This window comes from Actinomycetospora sp. (genome assembly GCF_036497585.1).
Lineage (GTDB): Bacteria > Actinomycetota > Actinomycetes > Mycobacteriales > Pseudonocardiaceae > Actinomycetospora.
In genome coordinates this window covers 1-17,470 of the sequence record NZ_DASXJD010000094.1, presented here as the reverse complement: position 1 = coordinate 17,470, position 17,470 = coordinate 1, and the positions used below count along the sequence as shown (strand labels likewise).

The 17,470-nt window shown below is 74.9% G+C and carries 19 protein-coding genes; 8 read left to right on the top strand and 11 right to left on the bottom strand.

Annotated features, from left to right (window positions below):
* The 6 genes from VGH76_RS08975 to VGH76_RS08950 form a co-directional block, all read right to left on the bottom strand.
* Positions 1-166 (bottom strand): creatininase family protein (locus VGH76_RS08975; RefSeq protein WP_331556306.1); only part of this gene is annotated, 166 nt, incomplete at its 3' end.
* A 79-nt stretch (positions 167-245) separates the two neighbouring features.
* Positions 246-1,004 (bottom strand): metalloregulator ArsR/SmtB family transcription factor, encoded by a 759-nt coding sequence (locus tag VGH76_RS08970; RefSeq protein ID WP_331556305.1) that lies wholly within the window; start codon positions 1,002-1,004, stop codon positions 246-248.
* 52 nt (positions 1,005-1,056) lie between these two features.
* Positions 1,057-2,952: an FAD-dependent oxidoreductase gene (locus tag VGH76_RS08965; protein WP_331556304.1), complete on the bottom strand. Its 1,896-nt coding sequence runs from the start codon at positions 2,950-2,952 to the stop codon at positions 1,057-1,059.
* Entirely contained in the window at positions 2,949-4,922 is a 1,974-nt protein-coding gene (locus VGH76_RS08960) for a mycofactocin system FadH/OYE family oxidoreductase 1 (RefSeq protein WP_331556303.1), read from the bottom strand. Before VGH76_RS08960 ends, VGH76_RS08965 begins: the two co-directional genes overlap by 4 nt.
* Entirely contained in the window at positions 4,892-5,722 is an 831-nt protein-coding gene (locus VGH76_RS08955; protein ID WP_331556302.1) for an HAD-IA family hydrolase, read from the bottom strand. The genes VGH76_RS08960 and VGH76_RS08955 overlap by 31 nt, the downstream gene beginning before the upstream one ends.
* A complete protein-coding gene (locus VGH76_RS08950; protein WP_331556301.1) occupies positions 5,719-6,675 on the bottom strand; it encodes a phosphoribulokinase in 957 nt (318 codons plus the stop codon). Before VGH76_RS08950 ends, VGH76_RS08955 begins: the two co-directional genes overlap by 4 nt.
* A 159-nt stretch (positions 6,676-6,834) precedes the next feature.
* On the opposite strand from VGH76_RS08950, the gene VGH76_RS08945 reads away from it, so the two are divergent.
* From VGH76_RS08945 to VGH76_RS08920, 6 genes are read left to right on the top strand one after another with little or no spacing between them, the layout of a single operon-like run.
* Positions 6,835-7,512: a response regulator transcription factor gene (locus tag VGH76_RS08945; protein ID WP_331556300.1), complete on the top strand. Its 678-nt coding sequence runs from the start codon at positions 6,835-6,837 to the stop codon at positions 7,510-7,512.
* Positions 7,509-8,777, top strand: a complete 1,269-nt coding sequence (locus VGH76_RS08940) for a GAF domain-containing sensor histidine kinase (protein WP_331556299.1) — start codon at positions 7,509-7,511, stop codon at positions 8,775-8,777. Before VGH76_RS08945 ends, VGH76_RS08940 begins: the two co-directional genes overlap by 4 nt.
* A 37-nt stretch (positions 8,778-8,814) precedes the next feature.
* A complete protein-coding gene (locus tag VGH76_RS08935; protein WP_331556298.1) occupies positions 8,815-10,239 on the top strand; it encodes a form I ribulose bisphosphate carboxylase large subunit in 1,425 nt (474 codons plus the stop codon).
* Positions 10,240-10,248: 9 nt separating this feature from the next.
* Complete coding sequence (locus VGH76_RS08930; protein ID WP_331556297.1) at positions 10,249-10,701, top strand: ribulose bisphosphate carboxylase small subunit; 453 nt, start codon at positions 10,249-10,251, stop codon at positions 10,699-10,701.
* The gene (locus VGH76_RS08925) at positions 10,688-11,701 is read left to right on the top strand and encodes an AAA family ATPase (protein WP_331556296.1); all 1,014 of its coding nucleotides are present in this window, start codon (positions 10,688-10,690) and stop codon (positions 11,699-11,701) included. Before VGH76_RS08930 ends, VGH76_RS08925 begins: the two co-directional genes overlap by 14 nt.
* A 38-nt stretch (positions 11,702-11,739) precedes the next feature.
* Entirely contained in the window at positions 11,740-12,624 is an 885-nt protein-coding gene (locus VGH76_RS08920; protein WP_331556295.1) for a LysR family transcriptional regulator, read from the top strand.
* Between the two features lie 67 nt (positions 12,625-12,691).
* On the opposite strand, the gene mftC is transcribed toward VGH76_RS08920, so the two are convergent.
* Genes mftC through mftA form a run of 3 tightly spaced genes read right to left on the bottom strand, consistent with a single transcriptional unit; the run spans position 12,692 to position 14,347 of the window.
* Positions 12,692-13,927, bottom strand: coding sequence for a mycofactocin radical SAM maturase (gene mftC / locus VGH76_RS08915; protein WP_331556294.1), 1,236 nt, complete (start codon positions 13,925-13,927; stop codon positions 12,692-12,694).
* 16 nt (positions 13,928-13,943) lie between these two features.
* Entirely contained in the window at positions 13,944-14,255 is a 312-nt protein-coding gene (gene mftB / locus VGH76_RS08910) for a mycofactocin biosynthesis chaperone MftB (RefSeq protein ID WP_331556293.1), read from the bottom strand.
* Positions 14,255-14,347 (bottom strand): mycofactocin precursor MftA, encoded by a 93-nt coding sequence (mftA, locus tag VGH76_RS08905; RefSeq protein ID WP_331556292.1) that lies wholly within the window; start codon positions 14,345-14,347, stop codon positions 14,255-14,257. The genes mftB and mftA overlap by 1 nt, the downstream gene beginning before the upstream one ends.
* Before the next feature lie 182 nt (positions 14,348-14,529).
* Here mftA and VGH76_RS08900 point away from each other — a divergent pair, with 182 nt between their 5' ends.
* Both VGH76_RS08900 and VGH76_RS08895 read left to right on the top strand, forming a co-directional pair.
* Positions 14,530-15,120 (top strand): TetR family transcriptional regulator, encoded by a 591-nt coding sequence (locus VGH76_RS08900; RefSeq protein ID WP_331556291.1) that lies wholly within the window; start codon positions 14,530-14,532, stop codon positions 15,118-15,120.
* Between the two features lie 13 nt (positions 15,121-15,133).
* A complete protein-coding gene (locus VGH76_RS08895) occupies positions 15,134-15,520 on the top strand; it encodes a GntR family transcriptional regulator (protein ID WP_331556290.1) in 387 nt (128 codons plus the stop codon).
* Positions 15,521-15,625: 105 nt separating this feature from the next.
* Here the strand turns inward: VGH76_RS08895 and VGH76_RS08890 are convergent, their stop codons facing one another.
* Together VGH76_RS08890 and VGH76_RS08885 are read right to left on the bottom strand one after the other, a co-directional pair.
* Entirely contained in the window at positions 15,626-16,390 is a 765-nt protein-coding gene (locus VGH76_RS08890) for a hypothetical protein (RefSeq protein WP_331556289.1), read from the bottom strand.
* A gap of 259 nt (positions 16,391-16,649) precedes the next feature.
* A complete protein-coding gene (locus VGH76_RS08885) occupies positions 16,650-17,363 on the bottom strand; it encodes an SDR family NAD(P)-dependent oxidoreductase (RefSeq protein WP_331556288.1) in 714 nt (237 codons plus the stop codon).
* Positions 17,364-17,470: the final 107 nt, after the last annotated feature.

Here is a 17,470-nt window from a genome sequence, read left to right as displayed (position 1 = left end):
CGATCGGCGGCGTGACCGGCAGCCCGGTCCGTCCGGCCACCGTCGTCGCGACCGTCGTGTCGGTCCCCAGCGGCAGGTGCGGGCCGTGCTGCTCGAGCGCGCCGACCGGCACGAGCAGGAGCGGTGTGTCGGAGCAGTCGGCCGAGCGCGCGCGGGAGACCTCCACGCCCGCCAGCCTGTCAGCCGCGCCCGGCCACCACCTCGCCGGTCTCGAGCAGCGACTTGAGGTTCGACAGGATCCCGGGTCAGCCACCCGACACCCCGGCCAGCATCTCGCTGCCGGGCACGAAGCCGTCGTGGGTCACCGTGAGCTTGACCGCGGTGTCCGTCACCGGCTCGATCTCGAAGGTCACCCGCGAGACCGGCTCCTGCTGCAGCTCCGCCAGCTTCTCGTCCGACCAGCCGAAGATCGGCTGCATCTCCGGCCGGTAGTTGTGCCAGGTGTAGGCGAGCCGGCGGGGCGGGTCGGACTCGAGGACGTGCTGCTCCCAGTCGTGGGCAGGCTCGCCGCCCATGCTCCAGCGCACCGGGGACCCGACCGCCCAGTCCGACTCCGGGCCGCCGCCGTCGAAGTAGCGGCGGATGAACGCCGGCGTGGTCAGGGCCTCCCAGAGCTTCTCGGGGGTGGTGCGGATGTAGCTGACGTAGACGAAGGCGGTCGCACCGGGATGCGTGGTCGGGTCGGCGGTCACGGGGTCCTCCAGGGCTCGTCGCAGGTCGGTCAGGGCGGCCACCCGCCCTCGGTGGTACTTGCGGATCCAGCGGTCGGCGATGTCGCCGAGCGGCGCGGGGTTGAGGTGGTGGTGACGCTCCCGGCCCCGGCGCACCGCCGTGACCAGCCCCGCCTCCTCCAGGACGGCGAGGTGCTTCGTCACCGCCTGCCGGCTCATCGCCAGGCCCTCCGCGAGCTCCGACAACGTCCGGCCGTCGCGCGCGTAGAGCGCGTCCAGCAGGTGACGCCGGGTCGGGTCCGCGAGGGCCCGGAACACGGCGTCGTCCTCCACGATGAGCAACCTTACGGTTGCTCGTTCAGATGGGCAACCCCTGGGTTGCCTGTCAGATCCCGACGGCGGCGTCGTGCCCCTCCCGGACGGCGGCGTCGAGCAGCCGGGGAGCCACGGCGTCCCCGACGCGACGCACCGCCACCGCCGCCGTCACCGGCTCGCGCGCCGCCCGCGGCGAGCAGGCGACGACGGCGTCGACCGGGCGCGTCTCCTCCTCGCCGGTGAGGTGGTGCAGCAGACGCACCGTGCCGTTCCCGGCGCCCAGCACGACCGTCTCGACCTCCTGGCGGATCCCGAGCGCCGCCGCGCGCCGCGCCCACCGCGGCGCCTCCAGCGTGGGCCCGAGGTCCGCGGCGGCCTCCAGCGCCGGGGTCACCGTCGTCACGGTCGCGCCTGCGATCGCCAGCAGTTCGGCGACCGACGGCGCGGCGTGGCCCCCGGCCTCGTCGACGACGAGCACGCGGCCGCGGGGTCGTGCCCCGGCCCGCAGGACGTCCTCGACGTCGAGCACCCCCTCGCCCGCCCAGCCCGGTCCCGCGGGCACCGACCCGGTCGCGTCGACGACGACGTCGGGCGCGTGCGCGGCGACCAGCGCGTCGTCCACGACGACGCCGAGCCGGATCGCGACGCCGAGCTCGCGTGCCTCGGCGGCAAGGTCGTCGACGGCATGTCCGAGCTCCCCGCGGCCCGGCGCCGCGGCCGCCCACGCGACCTGCCCGCCGAGCCGGGCGCCCGCCTCCACGAGGTGCACGTCGTGGCCCCGCCGCGCCGCCGCGACCGCCGCCGACAGTCCCGCCGGCCCCCCGCCCGCCACCAGCACCCGCCGTCGGGACCGCGGGGCGGGCACCGGCACCGCCTCCCGGCCGGCCCGCGGGTTCACCACGCACCCGAGGCGCCGGTTCAGCCCGACCGCCGCGATGCACTCCTGGTTGCACCCCACGCAGCGCCGCACCCGCCCGCCGGCGAGCGCCGTCCCGGCGAATCCCGGGTCGGCGATCTGCCCGCGCACCACGCCGACGAGGTCGCAGGTCCCGGCGGCGAGCGTCGCGGCCACCTGCTCGGGGATGGTGAAGCGGCCGACCCCCACCACCGGCACGTCCACCGCGTCCCGCACCGCCGTCGGCACGGCCGCTGCGTACCCCGCGGGCACCCCCATCGGCGGCTCGATGAGCGGGAGGGTCGCGGTGGCCACCCCGACCGCGGTGTTCACGTAGTCGACGGTGCCCTCGACCCGACGGGCCAGGGCGGCCGCGTCGGCGGCGGTGAGCCCGCCGGCGAGGCCCTCGTCGCCCTGCAGCCGCACCCCCAGCACCCGCCCGGGACCGAGCGCCGGGCGGACGGCCGCGAGGATCTCGACGAGCAGGCGCCCGGGGTCCTCGCCGTACGCGTCCTCGCGGTGGTTGGTGAGCGGGGAGAGGAACTGCCGGATCACCGAGGCCTGCGACGCCTGGATCTCCAGCCCGTCGTAGCCCCCGGCGACCACGTGCTCCGCGGTGCGCGCGAACCCCGCGACGAGGTCGGCGACGTCGCGGATCGTCAGGGCCCGCGGGACCTCCCGGAACATCGGGTCGGGCAGCGGGGACGGCGCGGTGACCGGCACCCCCGAGTAGCGCGAGGAGGCCTGCCCGCCGTTGTGCCCCACCTGCGCGAGCACCACCGCCCCGTGGGCGTGGACGGCGTCGGTGATCCGGCGCAGCCCCGGGACGACCGCCGGGTCGGTGCCGCGGATCAGGCGCTCGTAGGGGCGGTCGTCGTCGCCGGCGGAGTGCTCCTCGGTGATCACCATCGCGGCGCCGCCGGCCGCGCGGGCGGCGTAGTAGGCGGCGTGCTGCGCGGTCGGCCTCCCGCCGACGGCGGCGTTGGTCAGGTGGGCGGGGAAGACGATCCGGTTCCGGAGGGTCAGCGGGCCCAGCCGGACCGGGTCCCCGGGGAGCGGCGTCGTCGTCACGGGCGCGCCGCCAGCTCCGCCACCCTCGCCGCCGCCCGGCGCCCGTCGAGCACCGCCTCGTGCACCGTCCGCGGCGCCACGACGTCGCCCGCCAGCACCTGCGGCCCGACCACCAGCAGGCCACCCTCGGCCACGGCGTCCTCGGGCACCGGCCCGGGCACCCGGGGCGAGGCGTCGACGAGGGCCGCGCACCGCAGCGTCGTCGGCTCGCCGGTGTCGACGTGGCGCAGCGTCAGCACCCCGTCCGCCGCGTCGACGAGCGCGTGCCGCACCACCCGGCGGACCCCCGCGGCGACCAGCCGGGCCTGCGCCGGGACGAGGTCGCCGCCGAGCTCGTGGCCGACCACCCCGTCACCGGTCACGATCGCCACCTCCCGCCCGGCGGCGGCGAGCAGCTCGGCGACGCCGACCCCGGTGGCGTCACCGATCCGGTCCCACACGACGACGGGGCCGTCGCCGCCGACCGAACGAGCGGCACCGTCGCTGCGTCGAGGCCCCCGACCGGGCCGGTCGCTCGGCGGGGCTCCGGCCAGGAACGTGGCCGCGGGCACCGTCTCGACCCCGGTGGCGGGCGGGTCCCGGTCGACGCCGCCGGCCGCCCAGAGCGTTGGCACGTCGCCGTCGGGGTCGGCGTCCGCGCCCAGGCACACGGTCACGCCGTACCGGGCGAGCTCCCCGCGCCACCAGGCGACCAGATCGGCGAACCGACCGCGCCCGGGCAGCCGCGCCACCCACCGCAGCAGCCCGCCGAGCTCGTCGCCCCGTTCGAGCAGGGTCACGCGGTGCCCGGAGCGGGCCAGCACCAGCGCACCCTCCAGCCCCGCGGGGCCGCCGCCCACCACACGCACCGCACGGCCGTCCCCGGGCCGCACCGTCGGGACCCCGACGGTGGGCGAGACGGTGCACGACACGAGCGGGTTGCGGACGTCGCGGACCCGGCAGCGCTGGTTGGTCAGCACGCAGGGCCGCGGCGCGCGGCCCGCCCGGACGTGGGCGACGAGGTCGGGCTCGGCGACGAGCGCGCGGGTCATCTCGACGAGGTCGGCGTCGCCGGCCGCGAGCGCCTCCCGGGCCTGGCCGGGGTCGACGACGCCGCCGGCCAACACCACCGCGGTACCGGCGGGCGCGGCCTGGCGCAGCGCGGCGGTCAGCGGCACGCCGTATCCCGGCGGGGTGTGCGCGTCGGGCCGGGTCGCCGCGACGGCGAGGCCGCTCCCCCGGACCCCGACGACGTGGTCGAGCCCGGCCGGCACCTCGACCGCGTCGGGGGTCAGGCCCGCCCACGGCGCCAGCTCGTCGACCGCCAGCCGCAGCCCGACGACGCCGTCGTCACCCACCGCCGCCCGCACCGCCGCCATGACCTGCCGCAGCAGCAGCCCGCGCTCGGCGCCGTACGCATCGCTGCGCTGGTTGGTCAGCCCGGAGAGGAACTGGCGCAGCAGCGCGTGCTGCCCGGCCTGGATCTCCACGCCGTCCGCGCCCGCCTCCACGGCGAGCGCGGCCGCGGTCGCGAACCCGTCGACGACCGCCGCGATCGCCGCCTCGTCCATCGCGACCGGGACCTCCCGGCCGACCGGGTCCGCGATCGGCGACGGCGCCCACAACGGCCGCCGGTGGTGGGCGGAGCTGCCCTGGGAGCCGGCGTGCCCGAGCCCCGCGAGCACCAGGGTGCCGTGGGGCCGGCACGCCCGCGCCACCGCCGACCAGCCGGGTGCGCAGTCGGCGGCTCGCGGGGCCCGGTCGTAGGGCCGGTCGGAGTCGTGCACCGAGGCGACCTCGGTGACGACCACCCCGGCGCCGCCGGCCGCCCGTCGCGCGTAGTACGCCACGTGCGCGTCGCCGATCGCCCGCGGCCGGTGGGGATCGGCGAGGTTGGTGACGTGCGGCCCGAACAGCACCCGCGACGGCGCCGAGCGCGGGCCGAGCGCGACCGGGTCGGTCAGCTCGGCGCCGCCCCCTCCCCCGACCACGACACGCCCTTCCCCGTCCGCTCGCGGCTGCACGGACCCGCCGGCCCTCCCGGGTGCCGGCGCCGGGCGACGCTAGCCGCGCTCCGGTCGACGAGCGCGCCGAGCTCGGCCGCGGCCAGCGGCGCGGGGCGGTCGAACTCCTCGCGCAGCAGTGCGGCGCCGGCGAAGTCCTGCTCGCGGGTGTAGCCGTTCGTGACGACGACCGTGGCGAGTCCGGCCGCGCGGGCCGCCGCGAGCCCGGGCGCGGAGTCCTCGACGGCGACGACCTCCCCGGGTGCGAGGCCGAGCCGGGCGAGGACGAGGTCGTAGGCCTGCGGGTCGGGCTTGAGGCGGGTGACGTCGTCACCGTAGACGGCCACCTCCGCCGTCCCCACCCCGAGCACGTGCTCCACCAGCGGCTCCGCCCACGCCCGGGTGCCGGTGGTCGCGACCGCGATCCGGGTGCCGTGCGCGACCAGGTCGGCCACCAGCCCGCGCACCCCGGGCCGCGCCCCGATCGCGCCGCGGCGGACCTCGTCGGCGAAGAGCCGGGTCTTGGTGCGGTGCACCCGCGCGGCGATCTCCTCGAGGGCGGCCTCGTCGGCCGCCTCGCCGGAGCACTCCTCGCGCGCGGCCAGGTCCGCGACGATGCGGCGCCGCCCACCGGTCACGGCGAGCAGGTGCCCGTAGTGCTCGATGTCCCAGAAGACCTCGACGCCGTGCGCGGCGAAGGCGCGGTTGAACGCGACGCGGTGGCCGTCGCGCTCGGTGTCGGCGAGGGTGCCGTCGACGTCGAACACCACGGCGGCCGGGGCGCTCACGGCGCGACCCCCCGGCCGAGGTCGCGCAGGTGGTAGAGCAGCAGGAGCTGGGCGATCGCGAGCGGCTCGGACCGGGCGTCGCCGATGCGCCCCAGGCAGTCCGGCGTCTCGCCGTCCGGGTCGCCCAGCGCGGTCCAGATGGCCTTCTCGACGGCGAGGCTCTCCTCGCGCGGCACGTACCCGTGCACGTGCAGCGACTCGACCGGCCGGCCGTCGGGGTCGCGCTCGAGCTTGAGGTGCATCGCCCGCGTCAGTCCCGGCTGGAGGACCCCGGTGAGGTCGGGGTGGTCGATGGTCGGGCGCATCATCACGGTCGCCGAGAGCGGGGTGTCCGCCGGGTCGTCGCGGCTCTCGATCGGCGCGAAGCGCACGACGAGATCGGCGTGGGAGCGCTGGGGACGGACGTACGCGGCGGACTCCTCCTCGCGGCGCGCGAGCTCCGCGAGCACCTGCTCCGTGGTGTACCCGCGCTTGCCGGTGTCGCGGGCGACCTTCCAGCCGTGGCGGATCTCCTCGGGCGGGTCGAGGAAGACGGTGACGTCGAAGCAGGCCCGGGCGAGCCGGGAGTGCAGCGGGAAGAGGCCCTCGACGATGACGACGGGGGCCGGCTCGACCAGCTCGGGGCGCACCAGCTCACCGGTGGCGTGGTCGTAGACCGGCTTGAGGATCGGTGCGCCCGTCGCGAGCAGCTGCAGGTGCTGCTCCATGATCTCGAGGTGGTTGCAGTCGGGGTGGAGCGCGGTGAAGGGCAGCTCCCTGCGCTCGGCGCGGTCGTAGCGGTGGTAGTCGTCGGTGCAGAGCGACACGCACCGCCGGGGACCGAGCGCCTCGACGAGGCCGCGGGTGAGGGTGGTCTTCCCGGCGGCGCTGTCACCGGCGATCGCCAGCATCACGGGACGTCGCCGCGGCTCGTCGGGGCCGGCACGGCGGATGCGCAGGGTCTTGTCGGGCACGGGTCGCACCCCTCTCCTCGTCCGGGATCGGGCACCTCCGGAGGACGACGACGCTAGGCACGACCGCGACCGTGCACGCCCCCCGCAGCGGGGGGAGGCGGGGGGAGACGGGCCGTGCAACGGGTCCGCGACGGCCGTTCCGGCGCCTACGGTGGACCGATGGCCTCCGTCACACCCTCCGCGACGGGCCCGCTGCGGGTGGTCGTGGTGGACGACCACGAGATGGTGGTGGCCGGTCTCAAGGCCATGCTCTCCCCGTTCGCCGGCCGGATCCGGGTCGTCGGCACGGCGCACGGGGTCCCCGAGGCGCTCGAGGTCGTCGCCTCGCTGCGCCCGGACCTCGTGCTCGCCGACGTGCGGATGCAGGGCGAGAGCGGGCTCGACCTGTGCCGGCGCCTGGCGCAGCGGTGGCCCGGGGCGAGGGTCGTGCTGCTCTCGGTCTACGACGACGAGCAGTACCTCTTCCAGGCACTGCGGGCCGGCGCCGCGGGTTACCTGCTCAAGCGCATCCGCGGCGAGGAGCTCGTCGGCCAGCTCGAGCTCGCCGCCACGGGCACCACCGTCATCGACGCAACGATGGCCGGGCGGGTCGTCGAGTCGGCCGCCCGGCTGGAGCGCGACGAGTTCTGGCCGGGTGCGCACCTGGGGCTCACCCACCGCGAGAGCGAGGTGCTGGCCCTGCTCGTCGCGGGGTGCAGCAACCGCGCGATCGCCTCCCGACTGGTCATCGGGGACGAGACGGTGAAGAGCCACGTGCGCTCGGTCCTACGCAAGATGCAGGTCCCCGACCGCACCGCCGCGGTCGCGGCGGCGCTGCGGGAGGGGGTGTTCCGGTGAGCGGGGGAGCTGGGCCGCTGAGGGCGCCCCGGGGGCTGGGGCTCGACGATCCGGAACGGGAGAACGCGGTCCTGCTGGACATCGTCGAGGCGACCGCGAGCGGCCCCGACGTGGAGACGCGGGCCGCCGCGGTGGCGCGCGTCATCACCGAGGCCACCGCCACCGACGTGTGCTTCGTGCACGTGCTCGACGACTCCGAGCGGGGACTCACCCTGCTCGGGGCGACTCCGCCGTTCGACGCGCAGGTCGGCGCGGTGCACCTCCCGCTCGGGCAGGGGGTGAGCGGCTGGGTCGCCGGACACCGCGAGCCCGTCGTGATCGTCGAGGACAAGGAGTCCGACCCGCGCTACCTCCCGATCCCGGCGCTGCGCGGCCAGGACTACACGTCGATGGTGTCCGTGCCGATGATCAGCGAACCGAGCGGCCTCGCCGGCGTCCTCAACGTGCACACCGTGACCCGGCGCCACTTCGACGAGCGCGACGTGCGCCTGCTGCTCGCGATCGGCCGACTGCTCGCGGGCGCGCTGCACCAGGCCCGCATGCACCGCAGGCTCGCCGCCCGGGAGCGTGCGCACGAGCGGTTCGCCGAGCAGACGGTGGCCGCGCAGGAGGCCGAGCGTCGCCGGCTCGCCCGGGACATCCACGACGGGATCTCCCAGCGGTTGGTGTCGCTCTGGTACCACCTCGACGCCGCGCTGACCCACCTCGACCGCGGCGACCCGGGCCCGGCCCGCGTCGACATCGAGCTCGCGGGCGGGCTCGTCGACACCACCCTCGAGGAGGCCCGCGTGGCCATCGGCGCGCTGCGGCCCCCGGTGCTCGACGACCTCGGGCTCGCCGGAGCGCTCGCCGCGCTCGCCCGGGGGGTCCCCGGCGTCGACATCTCGCTCGACCTCGACGAGCGCCGCCTGCCCGACCACCTCGAGATCGCGCTGTACCGCATCGCCCAGGAGGCGCTGCAGAACGTGCTCAAGCACTCCGGGGCTCGACGGGTGACGCTGCGGCTGGAGATCGGCACGGCCGACGTGCGGCTCGCGATCGGCGACGACGGTGCCGGTTTCGAACCGGCCACCCTCGGCCCGCCCGACGACACCGGCGGCTTCGGGCTGGCCTCGGTCCGCGAACGGGCCGAGCTCATCGGCGGCACGGTGCGGGTGACCGCGCGGCCGGGGGAGGGCACGACGGTCGCCGTCGCGGCGCCGGTGCCCGCCCGGGACGATCACGAGGTTTCGTCGAATGACGAAGCGTCGGCCGGGAACACTTGATTGTCCTTGACAGCCCGCAGCTCGCAGGCTGCGTGTCATGGCCGATCGATGGAGCGCGGGCGTCATCCCCTACGCGGAGATGGGGTACTGGCAGCCCGACTACGAACCGAAGGACACCGACCTGCTGTGCGCGTTCCGCGTGACGCCGCAGGAGGGGGTGCCGCCGGAGGAGGCGGGCGCCGCCGTCGCGGGCGAATCCAGCACCGCGACCTGGACGGTGGTCTGGACCGACCGCCTCACGACCCACGAGCACTACCAGGCCAAGTGCTACCGGGTGGACGCCGTCCCCGGGGTCGAGGGCCAGTGGATCGCCTACATCGCCTACGACCTCGACCTGTTCGAGGAGGGGTCGATCGCGAACCTGACGAGCTCGATCATCGGCAACGTCTTCGGCTTCAAGCCGCTCAAGGCGCTGCGCCTGGAGGACATGCGGATCCCGGCGCACTACGTGAAGACGTTCCCGGGGCCGCCGCACGGGATCGTCACCGAGCGGGAGTACCTCGACAAGTTCGGGCGTCCGCTGCTCGGCGCGACCACCAAACCGAAGCTGGGTCTCTCGTCGCGCAACTACGGCCGCGTCGTCTACGAGGCCCTGCGCGGTGGCCTCGACTTCACCAAGGACGACGAGAACATCAACTCGCAACCCTTCATGCGCTGGCGGGACCGCTACCTGTCCTGCATGGAGGCCGTGAACAAGGCCCAGGCCGAGACCGGCGAGGTCAAGGGCCACTACCTCAACATCACCGCCGCCGACATGGAGGACATGTACGAGCGGGCCGAGTTCGCCCGGGACCTCGGCAGCGTGATCGTGATGCTCGACCTGACCGTCGGCTACACGGCCATCCAGTCGATGTCGAAGTGGGCGCGCCGCAACGGCGTCATCCTGCACCTGCACCGCGCCGGGCACGCCACCTACACCCGGCAGAAGAACCACGGCGTGAGCTTCCGCGTGATCTCGAAGTGGATGCGCCTCGCCGGGGTCGACCACATCCACGCGGGCACCGTCGTCGGCAAGCTCGAGGGCGACCCGGCGTCGGTCCACGGCTTCTACGACGTGCTGCGCAAGAACTCCTACGCCGCCGACCCGTCGAAGGGGCTCTACTTCGGCCAGGAGTGGGCCTCGATGCCCGCGACGATGCCGGTGGCCTCCGGCGGCATCCACGCCGGGCAGATGCACCAGCTGCTGCACCACCTCGGCGAGGACACGGTCCTGCAGTTCGGCGGCGGCACCATCGGCCACCCGATGGGGATCGCGCAGGGCGCCGAGGCCAACCGCGTGGCCGTCGAGGCGATGATCAAGGCGCGCAACGAGGGCGCGGACTACCTGGCGCAGGGTCCGGAGATCCTCCGCCGGGCCGCGAAGCACTCGAAGCCGCTCGAGATGGCCCTCTCGACCTGGGGCGACGTCACCTTCGACTACGCCTCGACCGACACCGTCGACGCCACCCCCACCCCCGCCTGAGGAGTACCGATGCGCGTCACCCAGGGCACCTTCTCCTTCCTGCCCGACCTCACCGACGACGAGATCCGTCTCCAGATCGACTACGCCCTGTCCCACTCCTGGCCGCTCTCGGTCGAGTTCACCGACGACCCGCACCCCCGCAACACCTACTGGGAGATGTGGGGGCTGCCGATGTTCGACCTCGCCGACCCGGCGGCGGTGATGGACGAGGTCCGTGCCTGCCGCGAGGAGCACCCGGAGCACTACGTGCGGGTCATCGCCTACGACGCGGGCCTCGGCCGCCAGACCGTGGCGCTGTCGTTCCTCGTGAACCGGCCGTCGACCGAGCCCGGCTTCCGGCTGGACCGCGCCGAGGGCGTCGACCGCCGGATCGGCTACACGATCCATCCCTACGCCACGGAGGCCCCGGCGGGCTCGCGCTACGCGGCGGATCCGCGGAGGAACGGTCATGACCGACACTGAGACCCGCGGCCGCGTGGGGTTCGCGACGTCGGGCCGCTCCGCCGGTGTGCGCGAGACGCCGGCGGGGGATCATCCGACGCCGGACGAGAACGCGCCGGCACTCGCGCCCGACGCCGTCGTCGACCTCGACGAGGTCCGCCGGGAGGCCGGTGTCGACGACGTGCTCGACGCCCTCGACCGCGACCTCGTCGGGCTCGCCCCCGTCAAGGAGCGCCTGCGCGAGCTCGCCTCGCTCCTCGTCGTCGACCGGGTGCGCGCCCGGTTCGGGGTCGCGGTAGACCCGCCGACGCTGCACATGTGCTTCACGGGCAACCCCGGCACCGGCAAGACGACCGTGGCGCTGCGCCTGGGCGACCTGCTGCGCGGCCTGGGCTTCCTGCGCCGCGGCCACCTCGTGACCGCGACCCGCGACGACCTCGTCGGACAGTATGTGGGGCACACCGCGCCGAAGACCAAGGAGATCGTCGGGAAGGCGATGGGTGGCGTGCTGTTCATCGACGAGGCCTACTACCTGCACCGGCCCGGCAACGAGCGCGACTACGGCGGCGAGGCCATCGAGATCCTGCTGCAGGCGATGGAGTCCCACCGCGACGACCTCGTCGTCGTGCTCGCCGGCTACGCCGACCGCATGGAGTCGTTCTTCACCGCGAACCCGGGCATGCAGAGCCGCATCGCCCACCACGTCGACTTCCCCGACTTCGGCGTGGACGAGCTCACGACCATCGCGACGTCGATGGCCGGCGAACGGGGCCTGCGGCTCGACGACGGGGCGCGCGAGGCGTTGCGCGAGTACCTGGCGCTGCGGGTCGAGCAGCCCTGGTTCGCGGGCGCGCGGAGCGTGCGCAACGGGCTGGACCGCGCGAGGATGCGCCAGGCGCGTCGACTCGCCGAGGACGGTGGCTCCCGGGTCGTCGGACTCGAGGACCTGGTCACCCTGCGCGCGGCGGACCTGCGGGCGAGCCGGGTGTTCTCCGGCGGCCTGGCGGGCTCCGGCGACTGAGCCCGGGGGCGGGCCCGGCGACGGAGACGAGGTGGCCGGTGACGACGACCTCCCGGATGCGTGCCTTCGTCGCGCTCGCCGAGGCCGGGTCGGTGCGCGCCGCGGCCGCCCGGCTCGTCGTCACCGAGTCCACCGTCTCCGCCGCGGTCCGCGCGCTGTCCGAGGAGATCGGCGTCGCGCTGCTCGAGCGCGACGGCCGCGGTGTGCGGCTCACCCCCGCCGGCCGGCGCTACGCCGACTACGCGCGCCGGGTGCTGGGCCTGCTCGATGAGGCCACGGTCGCGGCGCGCGGCGAGGCCGACCCCGAGCGCGGTCACGTGCGCCTCGGAGCGGTGACGACGGCGGGCGAGCACCTGCTGCCCGGGCTGCTCGCCGCGTTCCGCGACCGGCACCCCGCCGTCGAGCTCGGCGTCGACGTCGCCCCGAGCACGCGGGTGTGGGCGATGCTGCACCACCACGAGCTCGACGTCGTCGTCGCCGGACGTCCGCCGGCCGGCTCCCCCGCCCTGGTCCGGGCCACCCGGGAGAACACGCTCGCCGTCGTCGGGGCCCCGGGGCTGGCCGACGGGTTCGATCCGGCCACGACGACCTGGCTGCTCCGGGAACCGGGCTCGGGGGTGCGCGCCACCCTCGCGGGGCTGCTCGACGACCTCGGCGTCGCGCCCCGCAGCCTCACCATGGGCTCGCACGGCGCGACGATCGCCGCCGCCCGAACCGGGCTGGGCGCCACACTGGTGTCCCGGGAGGCCGTCCGCGACCTGCTCGCCCAGGGCACCCTCGTCGAGCTCGCCCTGCCGGGCACGCCGCTCGCCCGCCCGTGGCACCTGGTCACCCACCCCGACGCCACCGCGAGCACGGAGCTCCTGGTCGGCGACGTGCTCGCCGGGCACGTTCCGGGCTGGGACCCGGCCGCGTCGGGATGAGCTCGGGGCTCACCCCGGTGCCGCGAGGATCGCCCGTCGCACCGGGGGAGGTCTCGGGTGGCCCGGCTCAGCTCACCCGGACGGCAGCCGGGAGCCGGCGGCCCTCGCCGGCCAGGGGGTCGGAGTCGCAGGCCTTGTCCGGACGGCGCACCGAGAGGGTGAGCGGCACCGGCCCGCCGTTCTTGCGCGGACCGCGGGTCGTCTTGTGGGAGTGGTCCAGCGACGGCTTCGGGATCACCCCAGGTTCGAGAGCACCAGCCATCTGCAGCTTCGCCAGCTCGGCCTCGCCGTTGCCGAGCACGCACTCCGGGTCCGGGCCGTCGAGCGGCAGCCCGGTGAAGAACTTCGCGGCCATGCAGCCGCCCTGGCACGCGTCGTAATGGGAGCACTTCGTGCACGCGCCCCCGGACTGCGGGCCCCGCAGTTCGGCGAAGAGCTCGGAGTCCTGCCAGACACCCTGGAAACCGCCCTCGGAGCGGACGTTGCCGGCGAGGAACTGGTCGTGGATCGCGAACGGGCAGGCGTACACGTCGCCGACCGGGTCGATGAGGCAGACCACGCGCCCGGCGCCGCACAGGTTGAGCCCGGGCAGTTCCTGGCCGTAGGCGGAGAGGTGGAAGAACGAGTCGCCCGTGAGGACGTCCTCGCCGCGGGCGACGAGCCAGTCGTACAGCTGCTTCTGCTGGGCCTGCGTCGGGTGCAGCTCGTCCCAGGTGTCGGCGCCGCGGCCGCTCGGGCGCAGCCGGGTGATGCGCAGCTGGGCGCCGTAGCGGTCGGCGATCGCCTTGAAGTCGTCGAGCTGGTCGACGTTCTGGCGGGTCACCACCACGCTGATCTTGAACTGACCGAACCCGGCCTCGTGGAGGTTCTCCATGGCCCGGATCGCGGTGTCGAACGAGCCGGGGCCGCGGACGTGGTCGTTGACCTCCGCCGTCGCGCCGTCGAGGGAGATCTGGACGTCGACGTAGTCGGTCTTCGCGAGCTGCTCCGCGCGGGCCTTGTCGAGCTTGACGCCGTTGGTGGAGAACTTGACCCCGACGTCGTGGGCGATCGCGTAGTCCAGCAGCTCCCAGAAGTCGCTGCGCACGGTCGGCTCGCCGCCGCCGATGTTGACGTAGAAGACCTGCATCCGCTGCAGCTCGTCGATGACGGCCTTGGCCTCGTCCGTCGACAGCTCGTTGGGGTCGCGCCGCCCGGAGCTGGACAGGCAGTGCACGCAGCTCAGGTTGCAGGCGTAGGTGAGCTCCCAGGTCAGGCAGATCGGGGAGGTCAGGCCGTGGGTGAAGTGCTCGACGAGCTTCATGGTGGTGGTGGCTCCCTTACCGGGGCGTGATCGTGCCCGCCTGCGCGAGGCCGGCGAGGGCGCGCATGTACTGGTCGCGGTCGGACTCGGTCACGCCGGCTTCCGCGAGCGCACCGTGGACGTCGTCGTGGTGCTCGAGGGCCTGCACCACGTGCACGAGCGGCTTCGTCTTGAGGAAGGACAGCCGCCGGGTGTGGAAGTCGTAGACGAGGGCGCCGAATGACTCCGGCCGCACCGACACCGACGACGAGAGCCGGTGGGGACGGTCCGGGTCGAAGGCGCCGGCGGAGACCCCTGTGGTCGAGGCCCCCGCCGGTGCCGCGGTCATCAGTAGACGCCGCACATGCCGTCGATCGAGACCTCCTCGACGAGGGTCTCCTCGACGAGCGGGGTCTCCTGGTCGGGGTTCTGTTCCGCCATGGCTACCTCCTGGGGTGGACCTCTCGGGCGATCGAGACGCTAAACGGCACTCGGTGCCATTCACCACGGGCAGCGTGGGCAGGACACCCCGCCCGAACGGGCGGGGCGTGAGCAGGACCGCGTTTGGTACACGCGAGATGGTGCGTGCCCCCGGGGGCGGCGATCGGGGGACACTGGAGGGCGTGACCTCGGCCACCACCCGCACCGGCCGGGCCCGCCACCTCGAGGCGGTCGCCCTGGAGCTGTTCGCGGCGCGCGGGTTCGACGCGGTCACCGTCGACGACCTCGCGGCCGCCGGCGGTGTCGGGCGCCGGACGTTCTTCCGGTACTTCCCGACGAAGCTCGACGTCGTCCTCGGCGAGCTCGACGACGCCTTGGCCGCTCTCGTGGTCACGCTGCACGCGGTACCGGCCGAGGTCGACCCGGTGGCCGCCGCCCGCGAGGCGTTCCTGCAGGTCAACGCCTACGCCGACCGCGACGTCCCGGCGCTGCGCCGCCGGCTGCGGTTGATCGAGACGGTGCCGGAGGTGGCCGCCCGCGCCGCCGTCCGGTACGCGGCGTGGGAGCGGGCCGTGGCGGTCGACGCGGCGGCCCGGTGGGGCTGCTCGACGACGGAGCTGCGCCCCCAGGTGTTCGCGCGCGTCGTCGTGGCCGCGATGCGCGGGGTGTTCACGACGTGGCTCGACTCGTCCGCCGACGACGGCGCCTCGCTGCGGGCGCTCGTCGGGGAGGCGTTCGACGACGTCGGGCGCGGGTTCGCCGCTCGGAGCTGAGCTTGCTGGGACGATGTCGCCCGTGACCGACCCGGTGACGTTGATCGACGTGGACCCCTCGTCGTCGGTGGCTCCCTACGAGCAGGTGCGCGCGTCGGTGACGTCGCTGGTGCGGGACGGCCGGCTGGCGCCGCACACCCGGCTGCCCGCGGTGCGCCGCCTCGCGGTGGATCTCGGGCTCGCGGCGAACACCGTCGCGCGGGCGTACCGGGAGCTCGAGGCGGCGGGCGTGGTGGAGACCCGCGGGCGCCTCGGGACGTTCGTGGTGGACCCGTCGTCAGAGGGTGGGCGGGACGAGGCCCGGGAGGCGGCGCGGGAGTACGCAGCGCGGATGCGGGCGCTGGGCGTCTCGGCCGAGCGCGCGGTGGACCTCGCGCGGGCGGCGTTGGCGGACGGCTGAGCCGCCCGCCACCCGTCCCCCGGCAGGCCCACTCCTCCCATGATCAACGGGCCGTCATCGCTGTCCGACGAGGTCCACGACGACCATGACGTCCCGGTGATCATCTCAGCCGCGGCCGACCTTCCGGCCGATGCGCGCCGCGAGACGGTCGGCGGCACGCGGGTCGAGCACCATCGCCGACGTCACGTGCACGACGTCCCAGCCGAGCTCGTCGAGGCCCTCGTTCCGGAACGCGTCGCGGTTCTGCCCGGTGATCGTCCGGTGCTCCGGCCCGTCGTACTCGACGGCGACCTTCGCGTGGGGCCAGGCCAGGTCGAGGCGTGCCCGCTTCCCCGAGGGGAGGACGACCTCGAACTGCGAGACCGGTGCCGGCACGCCGCGCAGCACCAACGCGAGACGGGTCCGGGTCTCCATGCACGACTCGGCGAGGGGGTCCATCAGCTCGAGCACGCGGCGGACCTGCACGATCCCTCGCGCGCCGGTGTGGCGGTCGACCAGTACCCGGAGATCGTCTACGGACAGTCGACAGACGAAGGCGAGGGCGTCCACGGCCGCGACGGCATCGACGAGGGGCGGCCGGCGAGCCAGATCGAACGCGGTACGGACCGGCGTCGTGACCCAGGCGTCGAAGAGCAGGGCGACCTCGTCGAGGGGCAGTTCGCCCACCCGCGGCCGGACGTCCGGTGCCGGGGCCCGCGCGTGCTCCGGAACGATCAGCTCCGAGTCCTCCCACGGGCATTCGGCGTCCCACGCCGCGGCGGCCAGCGGGCCGGCCACGATCCCGTCGCCCCGGCTCCAGACGCGCAGCGCCCGCACCCTGACGTACGCATCGACGTCGACGGCCGACCCGACGTAGACGTCCGGGTGCAACGGCGTGAAGTCCGGTCCTCGCAGCCGCCCCCACGTGATCAGCCCGCGCCCGACCGCTGCGGAGCCTCGGAACGGTTCACGTCTCGTCCGCGTCAGGGAGTCCACACCGACTCGGAGGACGACCGCGGGCATCCGGTTCCCGGCGTGACGAATTCGTGACGCCCGCAGTGATCATCGGGACGTCATCGTCGTCCCGCCGACCTCCCCGAAGCGATGACGTCCCGATGATCAAGGACGCCTGACGAACTGACGCCCGCCCCTACCAGGGCACCTCGACACGGTCCTCCCAGAGCCGGCCGGTGGGTGGCGGGTCGGAGAGCGACCCGCCGCGGCACGCCAGCCAGATCGCCGTGTCCGCACCCTTCTCGACCGACCGGGGCGCGTCCGGCCCGCCCATGTCGGTGCGGCAGTGGCCGGGGCATGTGGCGTCGACGAGCACCCCGCGCCGCCCCATCCCGAGCTCGTGGGCCAGGTTGCGGGTGAACGCGTTCAGCCCCGCCTTCGCCACGCGGTACGGCGCGAACCCGCCCGCCGTCCCGGGACCGCTCATCCGGCCCAGGCACGCGCTCACGTTCACCACGCGGCCCCACCGGCGCTCGACCATCCCTGGCACGAACGCCGAGATCAGCGCGAACGGCGCGTCCAGGTCCACGTCCCGGATCGCGCGCCAGTCGGCCAACGAGCTCTCGAGCGTCTTCGACCCCGGTGCGCTGATGACGGCCGCGGCGTTGACGAGCACGTCCACCTCGCCGAGCCCCGCCACCGCGGCGGCGATCCCGTCGACGTCGGCGAGGTCCACCGGGAACGCCGTCACGTCGCCGGACACCGACCGCACCGCCGCGTCCAGGCCCGCCGGGTCCCGGGCGATCGCCACCACCCGCGCCCCGGCCCCGGCCAGCCTCGTCGTGATCTCCCGACCGAGCCCCCGGCTCGCCCCCGTGACGACGGCGGTGCGCCCGGCGAGTTGGTCCACCCGAGCGAGTTCCCCCGTCGCCGTCGGCAAATCCTGCCGATCTTGAGCTTTCTGGTATCGCCACTCAGAGGCAACAACCAAGGCGCAGCCGGGCCGCACGAAGGGCA